Origin of the sequence: Neobacillus muris (assembly GCF_943193175.1) — a bacterium.
GTDB classification, from domain to species: domain Bacteria; phylum Bacillota; class Bacilli; order Bacillales; family Cytobacillaceae; genus Neobacillus; species Neobacillus muris.
Map to the genome: position 1 here is coordinate 263,140 of NZ_CALPDF010000002.1, position 21,786 is coordinate 284,925.

Annotated in this window: 23 protein-coding genes and 1 tRNA gene; 19 read left to right on the top strand and 5 right to left on the bottom strand. The window is 41.0% G+C overall.

Annotated features, from left to right (window positions below; genetic code table 11):
- Window positions 1-531 precede the first annotated feature (531 nt).
- A complete protein-coding gene (gene mreBH / locus NFS43_RS02670; protein ID WP_251549216.1) occupies window positions 532-1,539 on the bottom strand; it encodes a rod-share determining protein MreBH in 1,008 nt (335 codons plus the stop codon).
- 435 nt (window positions 1,540-1,974) lie between these two features.
- Here mreBH and miaA point away from each other — a divergent pair, with 435 nt between their 5' ends.
- From miaA to glnA, 8 genes are all read left to right on the top strand, one after another.
- Window positions 1,975-2,946 carry a tRNA (adenosine(37)-N6)-dimethylallyltransferase MiaA gene (miaA, locus tag NFS43_RS02675; RefSeq protein WP_251549217.1) on the top strand — a complete coding sequence of 324 codons (972 nt, stop codon included), beginning with the start codon at window positions 1,975-1,977 and terminating at the stop codon, window positions 2,944-2,946.
- A gap of 28 nt (window positions 2,947-2,974) precedes the next feature.
- Window positions 2,975-3,205, top strand: coding sequence for an RNA chaperone Hfq (hfq, locus tag NFS43_RS02680; protein ID WP_042456596.1), 231 nt, complete (start codon window positions 2,975-2,977; stop codon window positions 3,203-3,205).
- A gap of 208 nt (window positions 3,206-3,413) precedes the next feature.
- The gene (gene spoVK, locus NFS43_RS02685; RefSeq protein ID WP_251549218.1) at window positions 3,414-4,361 is read left to right on the top strand and encodes a stage V sporulation protein K; all 948 of its coding nucleotides are present in this window, start codon (window positions 3,414-3,416) and stop codon (window positions 4,359-4,361) included.
- Window positions 4,342-4,503, top strand: a complete 162-nt coding sequence (locus tag NFS43_RS02690; protein WP_251549219.1) for a hypothetical protein — start codon at window positions 4,342-4,344, stop codon at window positions 4,501-4,503. Before spoVK ends, NFS43_RS02690 begins: the two co-directional genes overlap by 20 nt.
- 37 nt (window positions 4,504-4,540) lie before the next feature.
- Window positions 4,541-5,797, top strand: coding sequence for a GTPase HflX (gene hflX / locus NFS43_RS02695; protein ID WP_251549220.1), 1,257 nt, complete (start codon window positions 4,541-4,543; stop codon window positions 5,795-5,797).
- A gap of 16 nt (window positions 5,798-5,813) precedes the next feature.
- Complete coding sequence (locus NFS43_RS02700; RefSeq protein ID WP_251549221.1) at window positions 5,814-7,085, top strand: methionine gamma-lyase family protein; 1,272 nt, start codon at window positions 5,814-5,816, stop codon at window positions 7,083-7,085.
- A 141-nt stretch (window positions 7,086-7,226) separates the two neighbouring features.
- A complete protein-coding gene (locus NFS43_RS02705; RefSeq protein WP_277613891.1) occupies window positions 7,227-7,634 on the top strand; it encodes a MerR family transcriptional regulator in 408 nt (135 codons plus the stop codon).
- A gap of 29 nt (window positions 7,635-7,663) precedes the next feature.
- Window positions 7,664-8,998: a type I glutamate--ammonia ligase gene (glnA, locus tag NFS43_RS02710; RefSeq protein ID WP_251549222.1), complete on the top strand. Its 1,335-nt coding sequence runs from the start codon at window positions 7,664-7,666 to the stop codon at window positions 8,996-8,998.
- Window positions 8,999-9,374: 376 nt separating this feature from the next.
- Here glnA and NFS43_RS02715 read toward each other — a convergent pair whose 3' ends face one another.
- Window positions 9,375-9,671 carry a DUF4257 domain-containing protein gene (locus NFS43_RS02715; RefSeq protein WP_251549223.1) on the bottom strand — a complete coding sequence of 99 codons (297 nt, stop codon included), beginning with the start codon at window positions 9,669-9,671 and terminating at the stop codon, window positions 9,375-9,377.
- A gap of 261 nt (window positions 9,672-9,932) precedes the next feature.
- Window positions 9,933-10,556 (bottom strand): transcriptional repressor LexA, encoded by a 624-nt coding sequence (gene lexA, locus NFS43_RS02720; protein ID WP_251549224.1) that lies wholly within the window; start codon window positions 10,554-10,556, stop codon window positions 9,933-9,935.
- Between the two features lie 158 nt (window positions 10,557-10,714).
- On the opposite strand from lexA, the gene yneA reads away from it, so the two are divergent.
- The 8 genes from yneA to NFS43_RS02760 all read left to right on the top strand — a co-directional run bounded on the left by yneA (window position 10,715) and on the right by NFS43_RS02760 (window position 18,963).
- Window positions 10,715-11,038 carry a cell division suppressor protein YneA gene (yneA, locus tag NFS43_RS02725; protein WP_251549225.1) on the top strand — a complete coding sequence of 108 codons (324 nt, stop codon included), beginning with the start codon at window positions 10,715-10,717 and terminating at the stop codon, window positions 11,036-11,038.
- 12 nt (window positions 11,039-11,050) lie between these two features.
- A complete protein-coding gene (locus tag NFS43_RS02730) occupies window positions 11,051-11,698 on the top strand; it encodes a YneB family resolvase-like protein (RefSeq protein ID WP_251549226.1) in 648 nt (215 codons plus the stop codon).
- Window positions 11,699-11,775: 77 nt separating this feature from the next.
- Complete coding sequence (locus tag NFS43_RS02735) at window positions 11,776-12,006, top strand: DUF896 domain-containing protein (RefSeq protein ID WP_251549227.1); 231 nt, start codon at window positions 11,776-11,778, stop codon at window positions 12,004-12,006.
- 184 nt (window positions 12,007-12,190) lie between these two features.
- The gene (gene tkt / locus NFS43_RS02740) at window positions 12,191-14,194 is read left to right on the top strand and encodes a transketolase (RefSeq protein ID WP_251549228.1); all 2,004 of its coding nucleotides are present in this window, start codon (window positions 12,191-12,193) and stop codon (window positions 14,192-14,194) included.
- 236 nt (window positions 14,195-14,430) lie between these two features.
- On the top strand, window positions 14,431-14,871 hold the full coding sequence (gene sirA, locus NFS43_RS02745) for a sporulation inhibitor of replication protein SirA (RefSeq protein WP_251549229.1): 441 nt from the start codon (window positions 14,431-14,433) through the stop codon (window positions 14,869-14,871).
- A 77-nt stretch (window positions 14,872-14,948) separates the two neighbouring features.
- The gene (locus NFS43_RS02750) at window positions 14,949-15,164 is read left to right on the top strand and encodes a YneF family protein (RefSeq protein ID WP_251549230.1); all 216 of its coding nucleotides are present in this window, start codon (window positions 14,949-14,951) and stop codon (window positions 15,162-15,164) included.
- Between the two features lie 252 nt (window positions 15,165-15,416).
- Window positions 15,417-17,168, top strand: coding sequence for an ABC transporter transmembrane domain-containing protein (locus NFS43_RS02755; RefSeq protein ID WP_251549231.1), 1,752 nt, complete (start codon window positions 15,417-15,419; stop codon window positions 17,166-17,168).
- Between the two features lies 1 nt (window position 17,169).
- On the top strand, window positions 17,170-18,963 hold the full coding sequence (locus NFS43_RS02760) for an ABC transporter ATP-binding protein (RefSeq protein ID WP_251549232.1): 1,794 nt from the start codon (window positions 17,170-17,172) through the stop codon (window positions 18,961-18,963).
- 70 nt (window positions 18,964-19,033) lie between these two features.
- Here NFS43_RS02760 and NFS43_RS02765 read toward each other — a convergent pair whose 3' ends face one another.
- Window positions 19,034-19,186, bottom strand: a complete 153-nt coding sequence (locus tag NFS43_RS02765; protein WP_420910285.1) for a Spo0E family sporulation regulatory protein-aspartic acid phosphatase — start codon at window positions 19,184-19,186, stop codon at window positions 19,034-19,036.
- Window positions 19,187-19,467: 281 nt separating this feature from the next.
- Between NFS43_RS02765 and NFS43_RS02770 the strand changes: the two genes are divergently transcribed.
- Both NFS43_RS02770 and NFS43_RS02775 read left to right on the top strand, forming a co-directional pair.
- Complete coding sequence (locus NFS43_RS02770; protein WP_251549234.1) at window positions 19,468-20,175, top strand: cytochrome c biogenesis CcdA family protein; 708 nt, start codon at window positions 19,468-19,470, stop codon at window positions 20,173-20,175.
- 178 nt (window positions 20,176-20,353) lie between these two features.
- On the top strand, window positions 20,354-20,833 hold the full coding sequence (locus NFS43_RS02775; RefSeq protein ID WP_251549235.1) for a CcdC family protein: 480 nt from the start codon (window positions 20,354-20,356) through the stop codon (window positions 20,831-20,833).
- A 61-nt stretch (window positions 20,834-20,894) separates the two neighbouring features.
- Here NFS43_RS02775 and NFS43_RS02780 read toward each other — a convergent pair whose 3' ends face one another.
- Window positions 20,895-21,323, bottom strand: a complete 429-nt coding sequence (locus tag NFS43_RS02780) for a DUF2621 domain-containing protein (protein WP_251549236.1) — start codon at window positions 21,321-21,323, stop codon at window positions 20,895-20,897.
- A 228-nt stretch (window positions 21,324-21,551) separates the two neighbouring features.
- Here NFS43_RS02780 and NFS43_RS02785 point away from each other — a divergent pair.
- A tRNA-Sec gene (locus NFS43_RS02785) sits at window positions 21,552-21,648 on the top strand.
- Window positions 21,649-21,786: the final 138 nt, after the last annotated feature.

Below are 21,786 nucleotides of genomic sequence, written 5' to 3' on the forward strand. Positions count from 1 at the left end.
GGTATGAGAATGAATAGGCGGAGAATTTCCGTCTATTGTAGATAGAGGGGCCTAAAGAAGCAGATATAAGCGGAGAAATTCCGCTTAACGGCTCTAAATAAGCCAAAATTCATTGTTTTGGATAAAATAAACGGAAAAAACTCTCTTATTTTTAAGGAAATACCCATATTTCCTAATTTAGGCGGAATTTTTCCGATTATTTTTCAAGCATAGAAAATCAACGTTTAGTTATAAACGAGCCTAAAAAAATGGCTGCTAGAATCAGAGAGACATCCAAACTGGTTTATCTGGTAAAACAAAAAGCCATTCCCGTTAAATTTGGCGCTTTATCAACCTATTCTGTCTGATTACCGGCACTTTTCCCTGGGTTACCGGCAGAAACTCCAGCCTCTATCAACCATTCTGGCACATGAATCAACCGGATTTGATAGTTTACCGGCACTTAGCTCTAAAAATAAACCAGGCCTGATTTCCATTAACCAATATAAAACTAGAAAAAGCCAAGCTTTCGCCTGACTTTTCTATGCCTGTTTAATTCACTGCAGCAGGCAGCTTATGAATATAAGGTACGGATTTTCCTGTACCAATTGCAACAGATTCCAAAGGCTCGTCAGCTAGCTGTACAGGAACAAAGATTTCTTTGCTCAACCAGTCCTTCATCCCATTTAGGAGGGCTCCGCCGCCTGTCAAAATGACACCGCGATCGACAATATCACCGCTAAGCTCTGCAGGACAATCCTCCAGTGTCGCCCGGACAGCTTCTAAAACATGAAGCAGCGCTTCTTTGATAGCATTTCGAATTTCATAGGATGATAGTTTAATCGTTTTAGGCAGACCTGTGACAAGATCACGACCGCGGACATCCATGAATTGTTCCTCGTGGTCAACAAGCGCATAGCCGATTTCCATTTTCACATTCTCAGCCGTTCTTTCTCCAATCAAGACATTATACTCTTTGCGGACATATTGAATAATATCTTCGTCAAGGCGGTCACCGCCAATTTTAATCGAATGGCAAGCCACTACGCCTCCGAAGGAGATGATCGCAACCTCTGTATTCCCTCCGCCAATATCCACTACTACATTGGCAATCGGTTCATCGACTGGGAGCCCTGCCCCTATAGCGGCAGCTACAGGCTCTTCAATCAAGGTGATTTTTTTTGCGCCGGCATTTTTCACCGTATCATGGATTGCTCGTCTTTCAACGCTCGTTGACCCGGATGGGATACATACCATAACGTTCGGCTTACGAAGTGCTAGACCGATTTTTTTCGATGCTTTGCGCATGATGTGCTTAAGCATTTCAGTAGTGATGTCAAAATCCGCAATCACGCCATCCTTTAACGGTCGGACCGCAATGATTTTTTCAGGGGTTTTGCCCACCATTTCTTTTGCTTCCATACCGACGGCGACAATTTTCTTCGTTTCGGTGTCAATGGCTACGACAGATGGTTCATTCACGACAATCCCTTTATTCTTGCTGTAAACCAATGTATTTGCTGTACCTAAATCAATTCCAATATCATATGTTGAAAACATGCATTTCACCTTATTTCTTATTTTCTTAGTTCGATCATGCCTGTCAAAATACCCCATTATGGATATTTGACAAAGGAAACTGAAATCTTTTCACTGAAGACCGACAAAATCTGAGTTATTTTTTCAAAAATAATCTACGAATAAGCTTAACATGAATGTGGGGGTAAAAAGCCTTTTGTAAAAGAACCGTTATCGTTTTGTAAATATGTAAGAAATATTTCCCTGATATGGAATTATAGCGGCCTACAAAAATCTCTCCCTTATATACGCATAGAAAAGAAGGATTTTGACTATACTTGATTGGTGTTCAAATGCGTTTCAATTGTGGTACGATAAAGATGGTCACACAAATCTACATTAGCTGAAGCTGGAGGGTTAGTGAAAAGCCTCACTAGTCCAATGTAGGTGTAAATTTTTAGATAAGGAAAAGGCAGTATGAAAAGTTTGGATGCAAACCAAAAATTAATCGTCATTATCGGGCCAACCGCAGTTGGAAAGACGAAATTGAGCATTGAGCTCGCCAAGCGTTTTAATGGTGAAATCATTAGCGGGGATTCTATGCAAATATACCGCGGCATGGACATAGGGACCGCCAAAATTAAGCCAGATGAAATGGAAGGCATCCCGCATCATTTAATTGACATTAAGGAACCGAATGAAAGCTTCTCGGCTGCTGAATTCCAGCAGCTGGTCCGGGCAAAAATAACGGAGATTGCCGAAAAAGGGAAACTTCCAATTATTGTGGGCGGTACTGGGTTGTACATACAATCTGTTATTTATGATTATCAATTCCCGGATGTTACGGGAGATCAAGAATTCCGCAGCAGGCTTGAGGAAAAAGCAAAAGAAATTGGAAACGAGGCCTTGCACCAGCAATTAAAGGAGATTGATCCAGAGAGTGCGGCGAAAATACATCCAAATAATGTAAGAAGAGTCATCCGTGCATTGGAAATTCACTATTTGTCAGGTGGAAAGGACACTCAAATCGAGAATGCACAAGCCGGGCAGTTGGAGCTCCTATACAATGCAGCGATGATCGGGCTGACAATGGACCGTGAGAAACTCTATGAGCGGATTAATGCCCGAGTTGAGTTGATGCTCTCGGAAGGATTGCTGGAGGAGGTAATAAATTTATATGAACAAGGGCTGCGCGGCTGCCAGTCCATCCAAGCGATTGGATATAAAGAAATATATGAATATCTGGATGGGCACGTTTCATTTGATGAAGCCGTGTCCAATCTAAAGCAGAATTCCAGGCGATATGCCAAAAGGCAATTGACTTGGTTTCGTAACAAAATGAAGGTAAAATGGTTTGATACAACAAATGTGAATCATTTCTCAAAAAAAATAGATGAAATTTCGCATTATGTTGAAGGAAAGCTTCAAGTAAAATCGAATACATATTAGTAGAGATAAAAGAGGAGGATTTACAAAAATGAAAACGACCATTAATATTCAGGACCAATTTTTAAACCAATGCCGTAAGGATAACACCAATGTAACTGTATTTTTGTTAAATGGATTTCAATTAAGAGGCCAAATCAAGGGGTTTGACAATTTTACGGTTCTTTTTGAATCAGAGGGGAAACAGCAGCTTGTTTATAAGCATGCGATTTCCACATTTGCCCCTCAAAGAAATGTCCAGCTTGATTTGGATAACCAATAAAAAGTTTGAAAAAACCGGAGCCCGTTTATGGGGCTCTTTTTTCATTTATCGGGAATAAAACCTTTAATGAAATGCCCAAACGGTGAATACAAATAGTATGAAAGAATATGTATTTTTTAGTTTACCAATTCATTGTTTATGGACATCCAGTAAAACCGTCCATAACAAGAACATACGGGAATTGTCTGCAGAATGAGAGGTGAAAGCTTTGGATCAACCCATTCGTACGAAGAGCAATGGTCAAATAAGAGTCGTTCTTAGCTCTCAAGAAAAGAAACCAATAACGAAAGAGTTACCAGACTTTCAAGTTGCTCCAAAGGTTATTTCCCCTGAGCATTCGGCTCTAAAGGATATTGAAGAAGAACTTGGAGCATTAGTGGGAATGGAGGAAATGAAACGGACCATAAAGGAAATTTACGCGTGGATCTATGTCAATAAAAAGCGGGAAGAGATGGGGCTGAAGGCGAAAAGGCAGGCCCTGCATATGATGTTTAAAGGAAATCCTGGGACTGGCAAAACAACGGTAGCGAGGCTCATTGGAAAATTATTTCACAAAATGAATGTCCTTTCAAAGGGGCATCTCATAGAGGCGGAGCGCGCCGACCTGGTCGGTGAATACATTGGCCATACGGCACAAAAGACGAGAGACTTGATAAAAAAGGCCCAAGGAGGGATTCTGTTTATTGATGAAGCTTATTCCTTGGGAAGAGGCGGGGAAAAAGATTTTGGGAAGGAAGCCATCGATACATTAGTAAAGCACATGGAAGATAAACAGCATGAATTCATCCTGATCCTTGCTGGATACTCCAGGGAAATGGATTATTTTTTATCTCTCAATCCCGGGCTTCATTCACGATTCCCTTTAGTCATCGATTTCCCTGATTACAATATTGACCAACTAATGGAAATTTCCAGCAAAATGCTGGCAGAAAGAGAATACATGTTTAGCCGGGAAGCTGAAAAAAAGGTAAAGGATCATTTAATCTGGGTGAAATCGGTTCTTAATCCCAATCATTTTTCCAATGGGAGATATATCAGAAATATCATCGAAAAATCCATCCGGACCCAAGCTATGAGGCTATTAATGCTAAATAGTTATGATAAGCACGAACTGATGACACTGAGGAGCAATGATCTTGTTTTTGAGGAAGACTAGTCCAGCGGCGGATGGACGCCGCTTGGAAGGCAGTACAAAGGATTCATTAATCGGAAATGTTTTAAAAAAATCGGCAAATCTTCAGGAGGCCGATTTTTTTAAATTTATGGAAGGAAAATTAGAGTATCAGGAAACTTTTTGATATGATGGATGAAACATAAGGAAAGGATGGATGTCCTTTGGAACAACAGGAAACCAAAGAAAAAGTCATACTTGTTGGCTGCCAGACAGACGACGACGATTCCAGGTTCCAGTATTCAATGGAGGAACTGGAATCTTTAACAGATACAGCACAAGGAAAAACGGTGGCAGCACTTGTTCAAAAACGGGAGAGAATCCACCCAGCCACCTATATTGGAAAGGGAAAAGTGGAAGAATTGCGGGCGTTGGTTGACGAGCTGGAAGCAGACATTGTTATCTTTAATGATGAACTGTCTCCGAGCCAGAAACGCAATCTCGCTTCAGCGATTGAAGCCCGCATTATTGACCGGACCCAGCTGATCCTCGATATTTTTGCCATGCGTGCAAGGTCCAAAGAAGGGAAATTGCAGGTAGAGCTTGCCCAGCTTCAATATCTCCTGCCGCGTCTCGCCGGCCAGGGAACAGCCTTATCAAGACTCGGAGCAGGGATTGGAACAAGAGGACCTGGGGAAACGAAATTGGAATCAGACCGGCGGCATATTCGCCGCAGGATTGATGATATCAAGGGTCAGCTTTCGGTCATTGTCCAGCACCGGGAACGGTACAGGGAGCGGCGCAAGAAAAACAAAACCTTTCAGGCAGCGATTGTCGGATATACAAACGCCGGTAAGTCCACATTGTTTAACCGTTTATCTGAAGCGGATTCCTATGAGGAAAATCAATTGTTTGCCACACTCGATCCGATGACAAGAAAACTAATTCTGCCAAGCGGTTTTTTGGCGTTAATTACTGATACGGTCGGTTTCATTCAGGATTTGCCGACAGCGTTAATCGCTGCCTTCCGGTCAACCCTTGAAGAGGTAAGAGAAGCGGATTTGCTTCTCCATGTCGTGGATATGTCTAACCCGGATTATTATCAGCATGAAAAAACCGTCCACAAGCTGCTGGAAGACTTAGAAGTAAAAGACATTCCGCAGATAACGGTATATAATAAACGAGATATCAAGCATCCTGATTTTGTTCCAACCTCCGAGACCCCAACCGCATTCATTAGCGCGTTTGACCAGGAGGACCGGCAGGCATTAAAGCTTAAGATTGAACAAGCTATGATGAAAATGATGGAGCCATATAAAGTAGAGGTCCCGTCAACAGAAGGTAAGCTGCTGTCCCAATTAAAAAACGAAACCATTTTAAGGGAACTATCGTTTGATGAGGATAAGCAGGTGTACCGCTGCAAGGGATACTCGTTACAGGATCATCAAATAACAGGGCAATTGCAGAAATTTAAAGTTTAGATAGGAGTACATCAACATGTTTCAACAGTTAAAAAATGGGGCAAGACTTCAGCCGATAGTAAGAGAAGTGGAACAGCAGATCGCTGAAGTACATAAACAAATTGAGGAAAGAATGGAGACGAACCAATTTCGGGTATTGCAAAGTTTCCAAAAGCACAGGGTAAGTGACTCGCACTTTATCCCATCCACAGGCTATGGCTATGATGATATCGGCAGGGACACGCTTGAGCGTGTATATGCCGATGTGTTTGGCGGAGAAGCCGGCCTGGTCAGGCCGCAAATCATTTCCGGCACTCATGCCATTTCCATCGCGTTATTTGGTGTCCTCCGTCCCAGTGATGAACTGCTATATATTACCGGGAAACCTTATGATACATTGGAGGAAATCGTCGGAATCCGGGGCAGCGGCATCGGTTCGCTGCGAGAATTTGGAATTTCCTATGACAGTGTTGCTTTGACCAGTGAAGGAGCTATGGACTGGGACGCAATAGCCAAAAAAATAACACCAAAAACTAAAATGATTGGAATTCAACGATCAAAAGGGTATGCGGTGCGCCCATCCTTTACGGTTACAGAAATTGGCGAAATGATTAAGTTTGTCAAAGAAATCAAACAGGACGTCGTTGTATTTGTAGATAACTGTTATGGTGAATTCGTCGAAGAAATCGAGCCTTGCCATGTAGGAGCGGATTTAATGGCGGGGTCACTCATTAAGAACCCAGGAGGCGGTATTGCCAAAACAGGAGGCTATATCGTCGGAAAAAAAGAATGGGTAGAAGCCTGCTCGTATCGGATGACATCACCTGGTATTGGTGCCGAAGCAGGCGCTTCCCTTTACAGCCTTCAAGAAATGTATCAAGGCTTTTTCCTTGCTCCGCATGTTGTCGGACAGGCATTAAAAGGGGCAGTCTTTACCGCGGCAATGCTAGAAAAATTAGGAATGAATTCGTCGCCTATATGGAATGCGAAGCGGACTGATTTAATCCAGTCGGTGCAATTTGATGAAAGGGACAAAATGGTAGCTTTTTGCCAAGCTATTCAATTTGCCTCTCCAATTAACTCGTACGTAACACCGCATCCGAGCTATATGCCTGGTTACGAGGATGATGTCATTATGGCAGCGGGAACGTTTATCCAAGGGGCAAGCCTCGAGTTGACTGCAGATGGCCCGATACGCCCCCCTTACGTGGCATATGTCCAAGGCGGATTGACATATGAACACGTAAAAATCGCTATTTGTCTTGCGTTAGATCATTTGGCGGAAAAAGAATTAATTGAGTTAAACTAGGATATCCTAGGAAGAACACTAGGAAATGTAAGCTGCATTTTTATTTTAAAAACTATGTAAGATTATCTTCCATATGATTGACATCTTTTCTAACAAAAAATATAATAACAATATGAAATAGAAAAAAGGAGGAGAAATTTGGTGAGTGGGAAAGAAATACGTCGTTCTATGCCTCTTTTTCCAATCGGAACCGTTATGCAGCTCACAGAGCTGACTGCAAGACAAATCCGATATTATGAGGAGCACCAGTTAATTTCTCCGGCTAGGAACCAAGGAAATCGCCGGTTATATAGTTTAAGCGATATTGATAGATTATTAGAAATCAAGGATTTAATCGATCAAGGCGTCAATATGGCCGGAATTAAACAAATCTTCCTTGTCAAACAACAACAAGAGCAAACTAATAACCAACAGCAGCAATCGGAAAAAGCAAAACGTGAGTTAACTGATGATCAGTTGCGGCATCTTCTGCGCAATGAATTAATGCATTCAGGAAGATTGAACCGTTCCACCTTGAGACAAGGTGACATGTCTCGCTTTTTCCATTAATAACAATTTTTTTAGCAGGGGGAAATGAAATGGCAAAGTACACTCGCGAAGATATTCAACGCATGGCAAGTGAAGAAAATGTAAAGTTTATCCGTTTGCAATTCACTGACATTCTTGGAACAATCAAGAACGTGGAAATTCCAATCAGCCAATTGGAAAAAGCCCTGGACAACAAAATGATGTTTGATGGTTCTTCCATCGAAGGGTTCGTACGGATTGAAGAGTCTGACATGTTGTTGTATCCGGATTTAGATACATGGGTCGTCTTCCCTTGGACAGCTGAAAAAGGAAAAGTTGCCCGCCTTATTTGTGATATCTATAATCCAGATGGCACGCCATTTGATGGGGATCCTCGCAATAACTTAAGAAGAGTTTTAAAAGAAATGGAAGAGCTTGGATTTACCAACTTCAATCTTGGACCTGAACCAGAATTCTTCTTGTTTAAATTAGACCAATCGGGTGAACCAACTCTTGAGCTGAACGACCAAGGCGGATACTTTGATTTAGCCCCAACTGATTTAGGGGAAAACTGCCGCCGTGATATCGTGCTTGAATTAGAAGAAATGGGCTTTGAAATTGAAGCTTCCCACCATGAAGTGGCTCCTGGACAGCACGAAATCGACTTCAAATATGCTGATGCTTTAACGGCTTGTGACCAAATCCAAACTTTCAAGCTTGTTGTAAAAACGATTGCCCGCAAGCACGGATTGCATGCAACGTTCATGCCAAAACCATTGTTCGGTGTTAACGGATCTGGAATGCACTGTAACCTTTCTTTGTTCAAAGATGGTGAAAATGCATTCTTTGAACCAACTGGAGATCTTCAGTTGAGTGATACAGCACGCCAATTCATCGCTGGTGTCCTTAAACATGCGCCAAGCTTTACAGCTGTAACAAACCCAACTGTAAACTCTTATAAGAGATTGGTTCCTGGCTATGAAGCACCTTGTTATGTGGCTTGGTCAGCTAGAAATCGTTCACCATTAATTCGTATCCCTGCATCCCGCGGTTTAAGCACTCGTATCGAGGTCCGCAGCGTTGACCCATCTGCTAACCCATACTTGGCAATGGCAGTGCTTTTAAAAGCAGGACTTGATGGAATAAAAAATAAGTTAACTCCTCCTGCACCAGTTGACCGCAATATCTATGTGATGAGCAAAGAGGAAAGAATCGAAGAAGGCATTATTGATCTTCCTGCAACATTGCTGGCAGCACTTGAGAACTTAAAAACAGACGAAGTAATTGTTTCAGGTCTCGGTGAGCATATCTTCGAACATTTTGTAGAAGCAAAAGAGATTGAGTGGGATATGTTCCGTACCGTAGTCCATCCTTGGGAGCGAGATCAGTATTTAACCCAATATTAAAAGTAGTGAAACCCTTGGCGCTCAATGTGCCGGGGGTTTTTTGCTGGCGAAAAAGCAGCAAGGGAAAATGCATGTCAAAATAAACTGCCCGTCTTTTCCAGTAGGGAAAAGGTAAGTAAGTGCAGCTTCTAGATTTATTAAAGCAAGGACTATTCCATGATGGCTTGATGAATTGGCTTTGGGAAAAAAAGTGAATTTTTCTTTAGAATTGCAGTACAAATTGAAAGAACTATTAAATGTAAAAGAAAGTAGATAAGGGGATAATCAGCAAAAACACTCAGTTTCATATAACTGGGTGTTTTTGTGGTAATGGTAAGGAGAATAGAAGAAAAAGCTGTTCTAGAATGGTTTTAAACAACTTGGCTTGTTTAAGCCGTTAAGATTCATTATTTTTATGGTTGTCCCGGTTTAAAAATTTGAATCGTAATATGTCAGCATCACCAACAATTCCAGCAATAACAGAATAAAGAATCATTTCGACAATTGAGTTTAGGGCTGTATATAAAACTAAGAGAAGGGAAGCGAATGCACCAAGCAGCATTTCCTGAATAAAACCGAGATAAAGGAATTTTTTTGTCTTTCGGGGCATAACCATCTTTCCATGTTTCCGGACATGTCCAATAAATCCAACGAAACCACCAATAACAAACGAGAAAATCATGTCAACATACACTTGTTTCTCACTCTCCTTAAGCCTGATTTTTTTGACCTAAGGTAAATCTTGGTGTATTATCATTATACAAAAATTGGAAACGTAATAGCATGGGTAAAAATACGCAATTTTCAATAAATTGAAAAGTTTTTCAAAACATTGGAATCTATTCTATAAAAATAAAAGCCGGCATGTTTGCGATGCCGGCTTTCAGTATGGGTATTGACGATTCCTTCCATCAGGCTGAAAGATTGATTGACTCTATATAGGAGATAAGCCATTCTAATGAATTTGTCTATAAACTCCAATAACTTTTCCAAGAATCGAAACGTTTTTTAAAATAATGGGGTCCATTGTGGAGTTTTCAGGCTGCAGCCGGATATAATCTTTCTCTTTAAAAAATCTTTTGCAGGTAGCTTCATCATCTTCCGTCATGGCAACGACGATATCCCCATTATTTGCTGTTTGCTGCTGCTTGACAATGACATAGTCTCCATCAAGGATCCCAGCTTCGATCATGCTCTCACCCATAATTTCCAGCATGAATACTTGTTCATCGGCTGGTACAAGCCTTTCGGGCAGCGGAAAATACTCTTCTATATTTTCAATCGCGGTAATAGGCATCCCGGCAGTAACCTTACCTACTACAGGAACATTTATAGCTTGATTCCTTGGAATTTGTGCGGCTTCATCCGCGTCTAATACTTCAATTGCTCTTGGCTTGGTAGGATCCCGTCGAATCAACCCTTTGCTTTCCAATCTAGCAAGATGGCCATGAACGGTAGAACTGGAAGCAAGCCCGACAGCTTCCCCGATTTCTCGGACGGATGGAGGATATCCCTTACTCTTAACTTCATCTTTAATAAAATTCAAGATATCCTGCTGCCGCTTTGATATTTTTACCATGATAAATTGCACCTCGCCTGGGTTAATGTTGTCTATATTATAGCATGTTCGTAAAATTTATACAAACATAAGTTCGAATTTCTGTTGACAACAAACAAATGTTCGGATTATACTTGAAGTATTAAGTACGAACATATATTCTATAAGAGGTGTTTAGGATGAAAAAATTGTGGAACCATTACTCCTATGCTATCATTCTTTTAATCATAAGCTGTGCATTTGCTTTTATCTTTACCATTCAGCACCAGCCGGAAGATCAGGACAAGTACATGAAAATTACTGTCACAGACGGTGATTCGTTATGGAAGATTTCAAAAGCCTATTCCGAAGGGCATTCTATGTCGAATAAAGAATTTGTTAACTGGGTAAAAAAGCATAATCAAAATATCGATGATGAGATTCATCCTGGTGAAGAAATAATGATTCCTGTAAGCAATGAAACTTCAACTGTCACGGAATTGGCCGGAGTGATGGAAGACTAGGAAGGAAGAACAATGAAAGCAATTATTTACTGCCGTGTCAGCACAAATAAAGAAACACAAGAAACTTCCTTAAAACGTCAAGAGGAAGAACTGTTAAGACTGGCCGCTGAGTATCAGTTTGAGGTTGCTGCTGTCATTAAGGAACAGGCAAGCGGTTATGACATTGATAGAGAAGGAATTCTTAAACTGCTGGAACAAATCAAGGACCCAGAGGTTCAAGCTGTTCTGATTCAGGATGAAACGAGAATTGGCAGAGGGAATGCTAAAATCGCGATCCTTCATTGCATTGTGAAGGAAGGCATTAAGCTTTATAGCATTGCACATAATGGAGAATTGCAGATGTCTGAGTCTGATTCCATGGTCTTGCAAATTGTTAGTATGGTAGAGGAATACCAGCGCAAGCTTCACAATGTTAAAATCAAGCGTGGCATGAAACGCGCTATTCAACAGGGGTACAAACCCCAAAAAAACTTAAAAAACCATGGAGAAAATTCTGGACGCGAGAAAATCATTGTACCTGTTGAGGAAATTGCCAGATTGAGGACAAATGGGCTAACCTTTGCTGAAATAGCAGCAACTTTAAGAGGGTTTGGTTATCCAATTTCTAAGGCGACCGTCCATAGGAGATACCAAGAATTTATCGAAAGCCAAAGCGATTAAACCTTCTGCCTTGTCAGAAGGTGTTTTTTTTAGTAAAATCATTGTTCATGAAATAGTAAGCGAAAGAAGGTGCATGGATGCTATCCAAAGAAAAACTGGCAAGAATTAATGAACTTGCGAAAAAAGCAAAGACCACAGGTTTATCGGATATAGAAGCTAAGGAGCAAACCTCATTAAGAAGTGAGTATTTAGCAGCCTTTCGTTCCCAAATGCTTGACACTTTGACACACACAACAATTATCGATCCTGAAGGAAACGATGTAACACCAGAAAAAATAAAACAAAGGAAAAAACAAAACCTTCATTAAATAATAAAGGGATACAAAAAATTGTATCCCTTTTTTGAATACATAGTGCTAGGTTTGGTGGGAAAATATTGAACAAACTGACTTTTTTGTTCATTTTTTGTTGTCAACTAGTTGAATTAATTAACACTGAACTATAATATTAATGTTGGGTTAATTATCCTGTGAAAAAGAAAGGATGTAAGAAATGTTTAACACGATTGATGATTTATCTGTAACTACAATCCGTACATTAGCAATTGACGCGGTTGAAAAAGCAAACTCGGGGCATCCGGGCATGCCGATGGGTGCTGCGCCAATGGCATATACATTATGGACAAGATTTATGGACCATAATCCAAAAAATCCAAAATGGTTTAACCGAGATCGTTTTGTCCTATCTGCTGGACATGGTTCAGCGTTACTGTACAGCATGTTACATTTATCTGGTTATAATCTTTCGATTGATGACTTAAAACAATTCCGTCAATGGGGAAGCAAGACTCCAGGCCATCCTGAGTATGGGCACACAGAAGGAGTAGAAGCTACCACAGGTCCGCTTGGACAAGGAATTGCCATGGCAGTTGGGATGGCAATGGCTGAACGTCATCTTGCCAGTGTTTATAATAAAGACAATTATGAAATTGTCAATCACTTTACATACAGCATATGCGGTGATGGTGACTTAATGGAAGGTGTTTCTGCTGAGGCAGCCTCCTTAGCAGGCCATTTAAAATTAGGCCGTTTAGTAGTCCTATACGATTCCAATGACATCTCGCTGGATGGAGATTTAAACAAATCTTTCTCTGAAAGCGTTAAAGACCGTTTCTTGTCATATGGCTGGCAATATCTCCGAGTAGAAGACGGCAATAACATGGAGGAAATTGCGAAAGCGTTAGAGGAAGCACGCAGTGACCTAGACCGTCCAGCCATGATTGAAGTAAGAACAACAATTGGCTTTGGTTCGCCAAATCGTGCCGGAACTTCAGGTGTTCACGGTTCCCCGCTTGGAGCAGAAGAATCCAAGCTGACAAAGCAAAGTTATCAATGGACGTTTGAAGAAGACTTCTTTGTTCCAGATGGAGTATATGAAAACTTCCGTAAACTCATTGTTGAAAACGGCGAGAAAAAAGAAAAAGAGTGGAATGACTTGTTCGCTCAATATAAAAATCAATACCCAGAATTAGCAACACAGCTTGAGCAAGCCTTAGATAACCAGCTGCCTGAGGGATGGGACAAAGACCTTCCTGTATATGCTGAAGGGAAAAGTTTAGCATCCCGTGCATCTTCTAGTGAAGCTTTAAACGGCATTGCTAAAAATCTTCCTATTTTAATAGGCGGTTCTGCCGATCTTGCCGGTTCCAACAAAACAATGATTAAAGGAACCCATGATTATATGCCAGGCTCTTATGATGGCAGAAACATTTGGTTTGGTGTACGGGAATTTGCGATGGGAGCAGCGATGAATGGGATCGCCCTTCATGGAGGAGTTAAAGTATTCGGGGGAACATTCTTTGTATTCTCTGATTATCTTCGTCCGGCGATTCGTTTGGCTGCACTAATGGGACTTCCGGTCACTTATGTCTTCACTCATGACAGTATTGCCGTTGGGGAAGATGGTCCAACCCATGAACCGATCGAACAGCTTGCTGCATTAAGGGCTATGCCGAATCTTTCCATCATTCGCCCTGCAGACGGTAACGAAACGGCTGCTGCCTGGAAATTGGCTGTCGAGTCAACCAATAAACCAACAGCATTGGTGTTAACCCGCCAAGACTTACCGACATTAAAAGGAACAGACCAAAATGCCTATGAAGGTGTGAAGCGGGGAGCTTATGTCGTTTCACCAGCTTCCAAAGAGACACCAGCTGCTTTATTGCTTGCATCCGGCTCTGAGGTAAGCCTTGCTGTGGAAGCTCAAAAAGTACTGGCTGGAGAAGGCATTGAAGTGTCTGTTGTCAGCATGCCATCATGGGATCGTTTTGAAGAGCAGCCACAGGAGTACAAGCAATCTGTACTTCCTAAAAAAGTGAAGAAACGCTTAGGAATCGAAGTGGGTGCTTCCTTAGGCTGGCATAAATACGTAGGTGACGAAGGCGATGTTTTAGCCATTGACAAATTTGGCGCTTCTGCACCATATGGCAAAATTATGAGCGAATATGGCTTTACAGTGGACAATGTTGTTTCAAAAGTGAAAGCATTGTTAGATTAATTCGAAGCAAGGAGACGGATATCTTCCGTCTCCTTTTTTCATAAAAAATGTTAAAAAATTATGAAAATATTTAGTTTTAAAAGGATATTACCATCTGTCTATTGAATATGTAAAAAAATGAATTCTGTCTTGACAATCGACAAAAGTAGTGAAAGTTTTTGCCGCCATAAGACAAAGGTTTCCTTACTGATTTTTTATAATAGATAAAAGGGCATGTCAGCGAAGGAGAGGTCTGTGTGAGAAAATATCAGCTTTATTTAATAGAAGATGAATTTGCCACCCATTACTTCGGGCGAGAGCGTATATTTTTTCAGCTTTTTCAGGAGCAGCAGCAGGCACGCGGTGAACTCGAATATATTATCAACAAACAAATCCATTACATAACGAAAAGATTGGAAGTTTTGAAAATCCATCAATTGATTCAAAAACAATTAGGGAAATTGTCCGGCTTTAAGGCGGATCATGGTGCATATACACTAGAATTAAGTGGAAAAATAAGCAGAGCAAAATTAGAGGTGTTCCAGGAGTTGATTACGATCGAGGCGCATGGCTCGTTTGAGGCGGAAACGGCATTTTTTGAGGTGCTGCGCAAATGTGAGTCTTCGTTCTTGGCAATTGACTTGGAACATGAGCGGTTTGGCTGGTTGAAACCGATTAAAGAAAGAAAATTTGTCTAATTGCAATGAAATATTGTCTAATTGTGTTTTATTTAGTAAACTGATGTATGTTAGACAACTTGAAGGAGGAAGTTTTAATGGGTATGTACATTCTAGTTGGTATACTCTGCTTGCTTGCAGGTATAGCGCTAGGATTTTTCATTGCTCGCCGTTATATGATGAGCTATTTAAAGAAAAATCCGCCAATCAATGAACAAATGTTAAAAACAATGATGATGCAGATGGGTATGAAGCCTTCGCAGAAGAAAATCAATCAAATGATGAATGCGATGAACAAGCAGCAATCAAAGTAAGCTTACATTTGTAATCGTTTATCTTAATGGTTGACTGCCATTATCCCTATTCTTTCAAACCACTTTTTCGAAGGCGAAAAGGTGGTTTTTATTTTGCTTTCGTCCACCCAAAATGTGAGTCTATTTTTGTTATTGTTTTTTCAATCTTTATTATTTTATTAAAATTTGCTAAAATGTACCTTTGACAGATAAAATAATGGATTCCTTTAAGTCCATTTTGCAGTTGACTTCTTTTGGTACGGGGGCGTGTGAATGAAAGTTTTTTTGGAGTTAGGGTGGTTTTTTAAACAAGAAAAAAGGGCGTATATTTCTGGTGTTATCATCTTAATGTTTGTAGCTTTATTGCAATTAGTGCCGCCAAAGGTTATCGGCATTATTGCCGACCATATCAATGATGGCACGCTGACTGCAGGATTGCTGGCAGAATGGGTGCTGGTCCTTGTTGCAGCAGGGGCGGCCATGTATTTCCTTCGATATTATTGGCGGATCCAAATTTTTGGGTCTGCTGTGAAGCTCAGTAAAATCCTGCGAAATCAGTTATATCAGCATTTCACTAAGATGTCTCCTTCCTTTTATCAAAAGAACCGGATAGGGGATTTAATGGCACATGCGACTAATGACTTGTCGGCCATCCAGCAGACTGCTGGTTCAGGGGTTTTGACCCTGGTTGATTCCTTGTCGACAGGCGGTTTTGTTATCCTCGCGATGGCCTTTACGATCAGCTGGAAATTAACGCTGATTTGTCTCATTCCCATGCCGTTGATGGCAATATTAACGAGCTGGTTCGGCACGATGCTGCATAAGAGCTTTTATAAGGCGCAGGAGGCTTTCTCATCATTAAACGATAAAACCCAGGAAAGCATCATGGGAATCAAGGTGATTAAGACTTTTGGGCAGGAAATGGAGGATATTGAAGATTTTCGAAGGCAATCCGATGATGTGGTGCAAAAAAATATTGTGGTCGCCAAGATCGATTCCCTATATGACCCCACTATCTCGATTATCGTTGGCATTTCCTACTTTTTATCCATAGTCTTTGGGGCAAAGTATGTATTGAACGGAGAGCTGACGATAGGGCAATTAATCTCGTTTACTACTTATTTAGGATTATTGATCTGGCCCATGCTGGCATTTGGCTGGCTTTTCAATATTATGGAACGGGGAAGCGCTTCCTATGAACGGGTTTCTGCGCTGTTGAAGGAGGAAGAAGAGATTAAAGACACCCCAAATGCCATTGATAAGGCGCCATTTGGCGATATTGATTACCAATTGGTAGAATTTACTTATCCTGGTGCATCGCAGCCCATTTTAAAGGACATCCATTTTTCTTTAAAAAGAGGCGAAACTTTAGGGATTGCAGGCAAAACCGGTGCTGGAAAAACGACTTTGCTAAAGCTGCTCATTCGGGAATTTGAAGGCTATCAAGGACAAATCCTGTTTGGCAGCCATTCTCTGCAAGCATATAAGTTAGATCGATTGCGGGAAGCGGTGGGATATGTTCCCCAGGACCATTTCTTATTCTCTGCTACGGTAGCTGAAAACATTGCCTTCACCAATCCATCTGCATCCAAACAGGATATTGAGGCAGCTGCCAAGCTGGCAAATATTCATGAGGATATTCTTCAATTCACGGATGGGTATCAAACCGTCGTTGGAGAGCGCGGGGTATCGCTGTCAGGCGGACAGAAGCAGCGCATTTCGATTGCTAGGGCGCTATTGATGAATCCGGAGATGCTGATTCTGGATGACTCTTTATCGGCTGTGGATGCTAAAACGGAAGAGGCAATCCTTTCTTCGCTGAGAGAGAATCGCGAGGGTAAAACGACTATCATTACTTCCCATCGGTTAAGTGCCATTCAGCATGCTGACCTCATTCTAGTGATTGACGAGGGCCGGATTATGGAACGGGGAACCCATGAATCGTTAATGGCAGCGGACGGATGGTATAAAGAAATGTATTTACATCAGCAGCTTGAGGAGCTAGTGGAACATGGAGGACAGTAACATGGAAAAGAAAACACAGCTGTCAAGCAGTGAACAAAGACGAGTGTTATATCGGCTGCTTTCTTATGCTAAACCCCATAAGAAAGAGGTAACGATTGCCTTTTTGCTGCTATTGCTTACCACGGTTGGAGATATCGTCCTGCCGATCCTGGTCAAGATTTTTATTGACGATTATTTGACTCCAAGGAAGCTTGATTGGGCACCATTGATTATACTTGGCTCCATCTATATGGGAATCCAAGTGGCTAAAGCCATTCTATTATTTTTTCAGCTGGTGGCCTTTCAAAAAATTGCCTTGTACATCATCCAGCAGCTGAGAATTGATGTTTTTTCCAAAGTTCAGGCACTTGGTTTAAAGTATTTTGACAAAACGCCGGCAGGAAGCATCGTTTCACGAGTAACCAATGACACGGAAGCCATTAAAGACATGTTTGTGACGGTTATCTCGACCTTTATCCAAAGCGGAGTTTTTCTGGCCGGCATCTTTATCAGCATGTTTATCATGGACATAAAGCTCGGCTTGTTGTGTGTCATCATCATCCCCATTTTAGTGCTGGTCATTGTCTTATATCGAAAATATAGTTCCAAATACTATTTGGATATGCGGGAAAGGCTTAGCCAGCTAAATGCTAAACTAAGTGAATCGCTTCAGGGGATGTCGATCATCCAAGTCTTCCGCCAGGAAAAACGTCTGCGGGCAGAATTCGCGGATATTAATGAAAAACATTATGGCGCCGGCATGAAAAATATCAAAATTGATGCGCTGCTGCTAAGGCCTGCGATTGACCTGATATATATCTTTGCGTTAATTATCGTGTTGTCATACTTTGGGATAACTTCTTTCGATACATCGGTTAAAATAGGGGTCATTTATGCGTTCATTAATTATATCGACCGTTTTTTCGAACCTGTTAACCAAATGATGATGCGGCTTTCTTTATATCAGCAGGCAATTGTTGCTGGTTCGCGTGTTTTTAAACTGTTAGATCATGAAGAACTGGCTCCAGCACAGAATGAGGACCAGCAGCTTTGCATTGGGGAAGGGAAAATAGAATTTAACCATGTAAGCTTCTCATATGACGGCAAAAGAGATGTGCTAAAAAATATCTCCTTTACAGCCAATCCAGGTGAAACGGTGGCTTTAGTGGGCCATACCGGGAGCGGGAAGAGCTCGATCATAAACTTGATGATGCGGTTCTATGAGTTTGAACGGGGAGAAATCTTGATTGACGGGAAGTCGATTCGCTGTTTTTCAAAGCAGGAGCTAAGAGAAAAAATGGGGCTTGTCCTGCAGGATCCTTTCCTGTTCTATGGAACAGTGAAAGACAATATTCGTCTCCATCAAAAGGAAATGACAGATGAGCAAGTTGAGGCGGCAGCCCAATTTGTTCAAGCCAATACCTTTATTGATAAGCTGGAGGGCGGCTATAACCATAAGGTGGTCGAAAGAGGGTCGACGTTTTCAAGCGGACAGCGGCAATTGATAGCCTTTGCAAGAACCATAGCGGCCAATCCAAAAATCTTGGTACTTGATGAAGCCACCGCGAATATTGATACGGAAACAGAAGAAGCGATTCAAACAGCCTTGGCAAAAATGCGTAAAGGCCGGACAACAATTGCGATTGCCCATCGATTATCTACGATCCAGGACGCTGATTTAATTCTTGTCCTGCATCAAGGGGAAATTGTGGAGCGGGGAACACATCAAGAGCTTTTGTCTCAGCGGGGTCTCTATCATAAAATGTATCTTCTGCAAAATGGCCTCTCCCAACAGGTTGAGGATGTTATTTTATAATAGAAGAAGCCTGTTCAAAAAGGAACAGGCTTTTTTCTAAATTTAAAGTTTACTTCTAAGGGGGGAACTTTTAAGAAGAAACTTTCTCTTTATATTTTCGATTATATTCATTTAATAGGTAATCAAGCTCCTGGCTGTAACGAATGGCCAGGGTGGAGGTTAAACCGTTGGTGTTGGCGACTTTAATTAATTCGGTACGTTTGTTCTCTATTAATGCAAGCAAATCATGTTTAATCACGGCCGCTATCCTTTCCGGAAAAACTCCTAAATGTGAGAATGGTAATGGTAGAATATGTTTACCCTCAACTGGGGACTGTTTACTAGTATAACCTAAGATGTAAATTATTTCAAAGCTATTGCCATGAATTTTTATGAGAAAATATGACATAAGTATGAAAGGCAGATCCAAGGGTGAGGCGACACAAAATATTCATGCACAACAATGTCCTTTCTGCCAATGTTTTGTTAGAATGAAAGGGTATCGACAATGGTGGGAGTGTTATTATGGCAGATGTTAATATATTCTTGGCACTTGGAGCTGGCTTTTTAAGCTTTATTTCTCCATGCTGCCTGCCCTTATATCCAGCTTTTTTATCCTATATTACTGGAATGTCTGTTGCAGAATTAAAAAGTGAAAATGCTCTGCTGCAGAGACGAAGCTTATTTCACACTTTATTCTTTTTATTAGGCTTTTCGATAATTTTTATTGCCATGGGGTTTGCCACGTCGTTTGTCGGAAACTTTTTTATGGAATATAAAGATTTAATTCGTCAGTTAGGCGGAATCTTTATTGTCCTGTTTGGCTTAGTTATTGTCGGCGTATTTAAACCGGATTTCTTGATGAAGGACCGCCGTTTTGAATTTAAAAATCGTCCATCTGGGTATTTTGGTTCGGTTTTAATCGGAATGGCATTTGCAGCAGGCTGGACACCATGTACGGGTCCCATTTTAACCGGCGTGATTATGCTTGCCGCAACCAATCCTGGCTCAGCAATGTTTTATATGGGCGCTTATATCATTGGTTTCGCCATTCCATTTCTTCTTTTGTCGTTCTTTATTGGCCGGATGAAATGGATTAAGAAGCACAGCAGCAAAATCATGAAAATAGGCGGCTATATCATGATTGTTATGGGAATCGTGTTATTCTTTGACTGGATGACGAAGATTATTACTATTTTTCAGTCTCTATTCGGAGACTTTACAGGATTTTAACTCATAGGATTGGATGAAACCATTTAGGAACATCTTAAATGGTTTTTCCTTTAAATTAGGCCAGTTGTTTTGAAGTTTATTAAATTGGCAACATTATTACAGTGGATTTCGTTATTCAATTTTCATATTATGAGTTATAATGAGTAAGCGAATATTTTGAGCGTAAGGGAAGATGATTATGAGTTATGTTCTTATATCAACCATTGTGGCAGTTTTAATGGGTGTTACGGTTATTTTTGTCCGTTTAAAAGCTTCCAACAAACCGACCAACGCCAAAAAAATCATCATGCCGCCGTTCTTTATGGCAACTGGGGCTTTCATGTATGTTATTCCGCAGTTTCGCTTAACACCGGCTGAAATTATTGAAGCGATCGTACTCGGAATGTTTTTTTCGATTTTTTTAATCAAAACCTCTAAATTTGAAATTCAAGGAAATGACATTTACTTAAAGCGTTCGAAGGCATTTGTTTTTATCCTTATCGGATTGTTAGTTATCAGGATAGCACTCAAATCCGTTTTGAGCGCCACCATTGATGTAGGGCAATTAAGCGGCATGTTCTTCTTGCTGGCTTTCAGTATGATTGTTCCATGGCGTGTGGCCATGTATCGAAATTATTTGAAGCTCCAAAAGGAACTTCAAGGCATCAATATGATTTAGTACTGGACACTGGCAAAATAGGTCAGTGTTTTTTTATGAAAAAAACCGCCCTTTTAGGCGGTTAGAATAGATGTTCATATGGAGCTATATCGATTTTATTTTCGAACAGTTTTTTTCGCAAGAATTTGTGGTCCCGTTTAGGAGTGGCCTGAATATAACCACGGATGACTAATTCTTCGGTAATTCTAGGCACTTTTTCTTTAATGGCCAGTTCGCCGATTTTGCCGGCGATTTTATGCCGCGCTACGTCCCGGAACAATTCTGGAACGGGGCTGACTAAATCCTCAAGCAGCGCCTTTTCTTCTTCGCCCCATAAGTGTCGCGATTCATTTACATAATATTCTTCCCAGTCCATAACGGATTTCCCGTCGTCTTTGGGCAGCTTTTTTAAAAATTTGCGGAACATAAAAAATCCGCCGATCCCCATCATCACGACTAAAAATACGACCCAAAACAGGATAAACCACAGAAACCAACCTTCAAGCTGCATGCCGTTTCACCTACAAAATCATTTATACTAATTTTATTATAGACGGATTTTTGGTAATAAGACAAGTATTTGTCACATATGTGGAGGGGAAAACGGCCGATTTCTAGAGGCTGGTACATGGAGGAAGTTGTCGAAAAAGTGACAATTAGGCTGTTTTTATTGATTTATTACTATTTTCCGTTGTAATATAGTGTTACGGAAAAAGCTAGTCCAATTTAATACTATTACGGGGCTGAATGGGGTACTGGTGTCCTCCACAGTCTTCAAAACTGCTTGAGACCACCGTGTGTGGTCTGGTGGGTTCGATTCCCACACAGTCCCGCCAACTCAATACTACCAAGGGTTCTGATGAATTCCTTTTGTACATAGACCAGAGGGCACTCGGTCTTTTTGTGCGACGGGCAGTCGCGTAGAGTGTTGACTCAGTCGACACTCTTCTTTTCATTATCTGAAAGAGACGTCA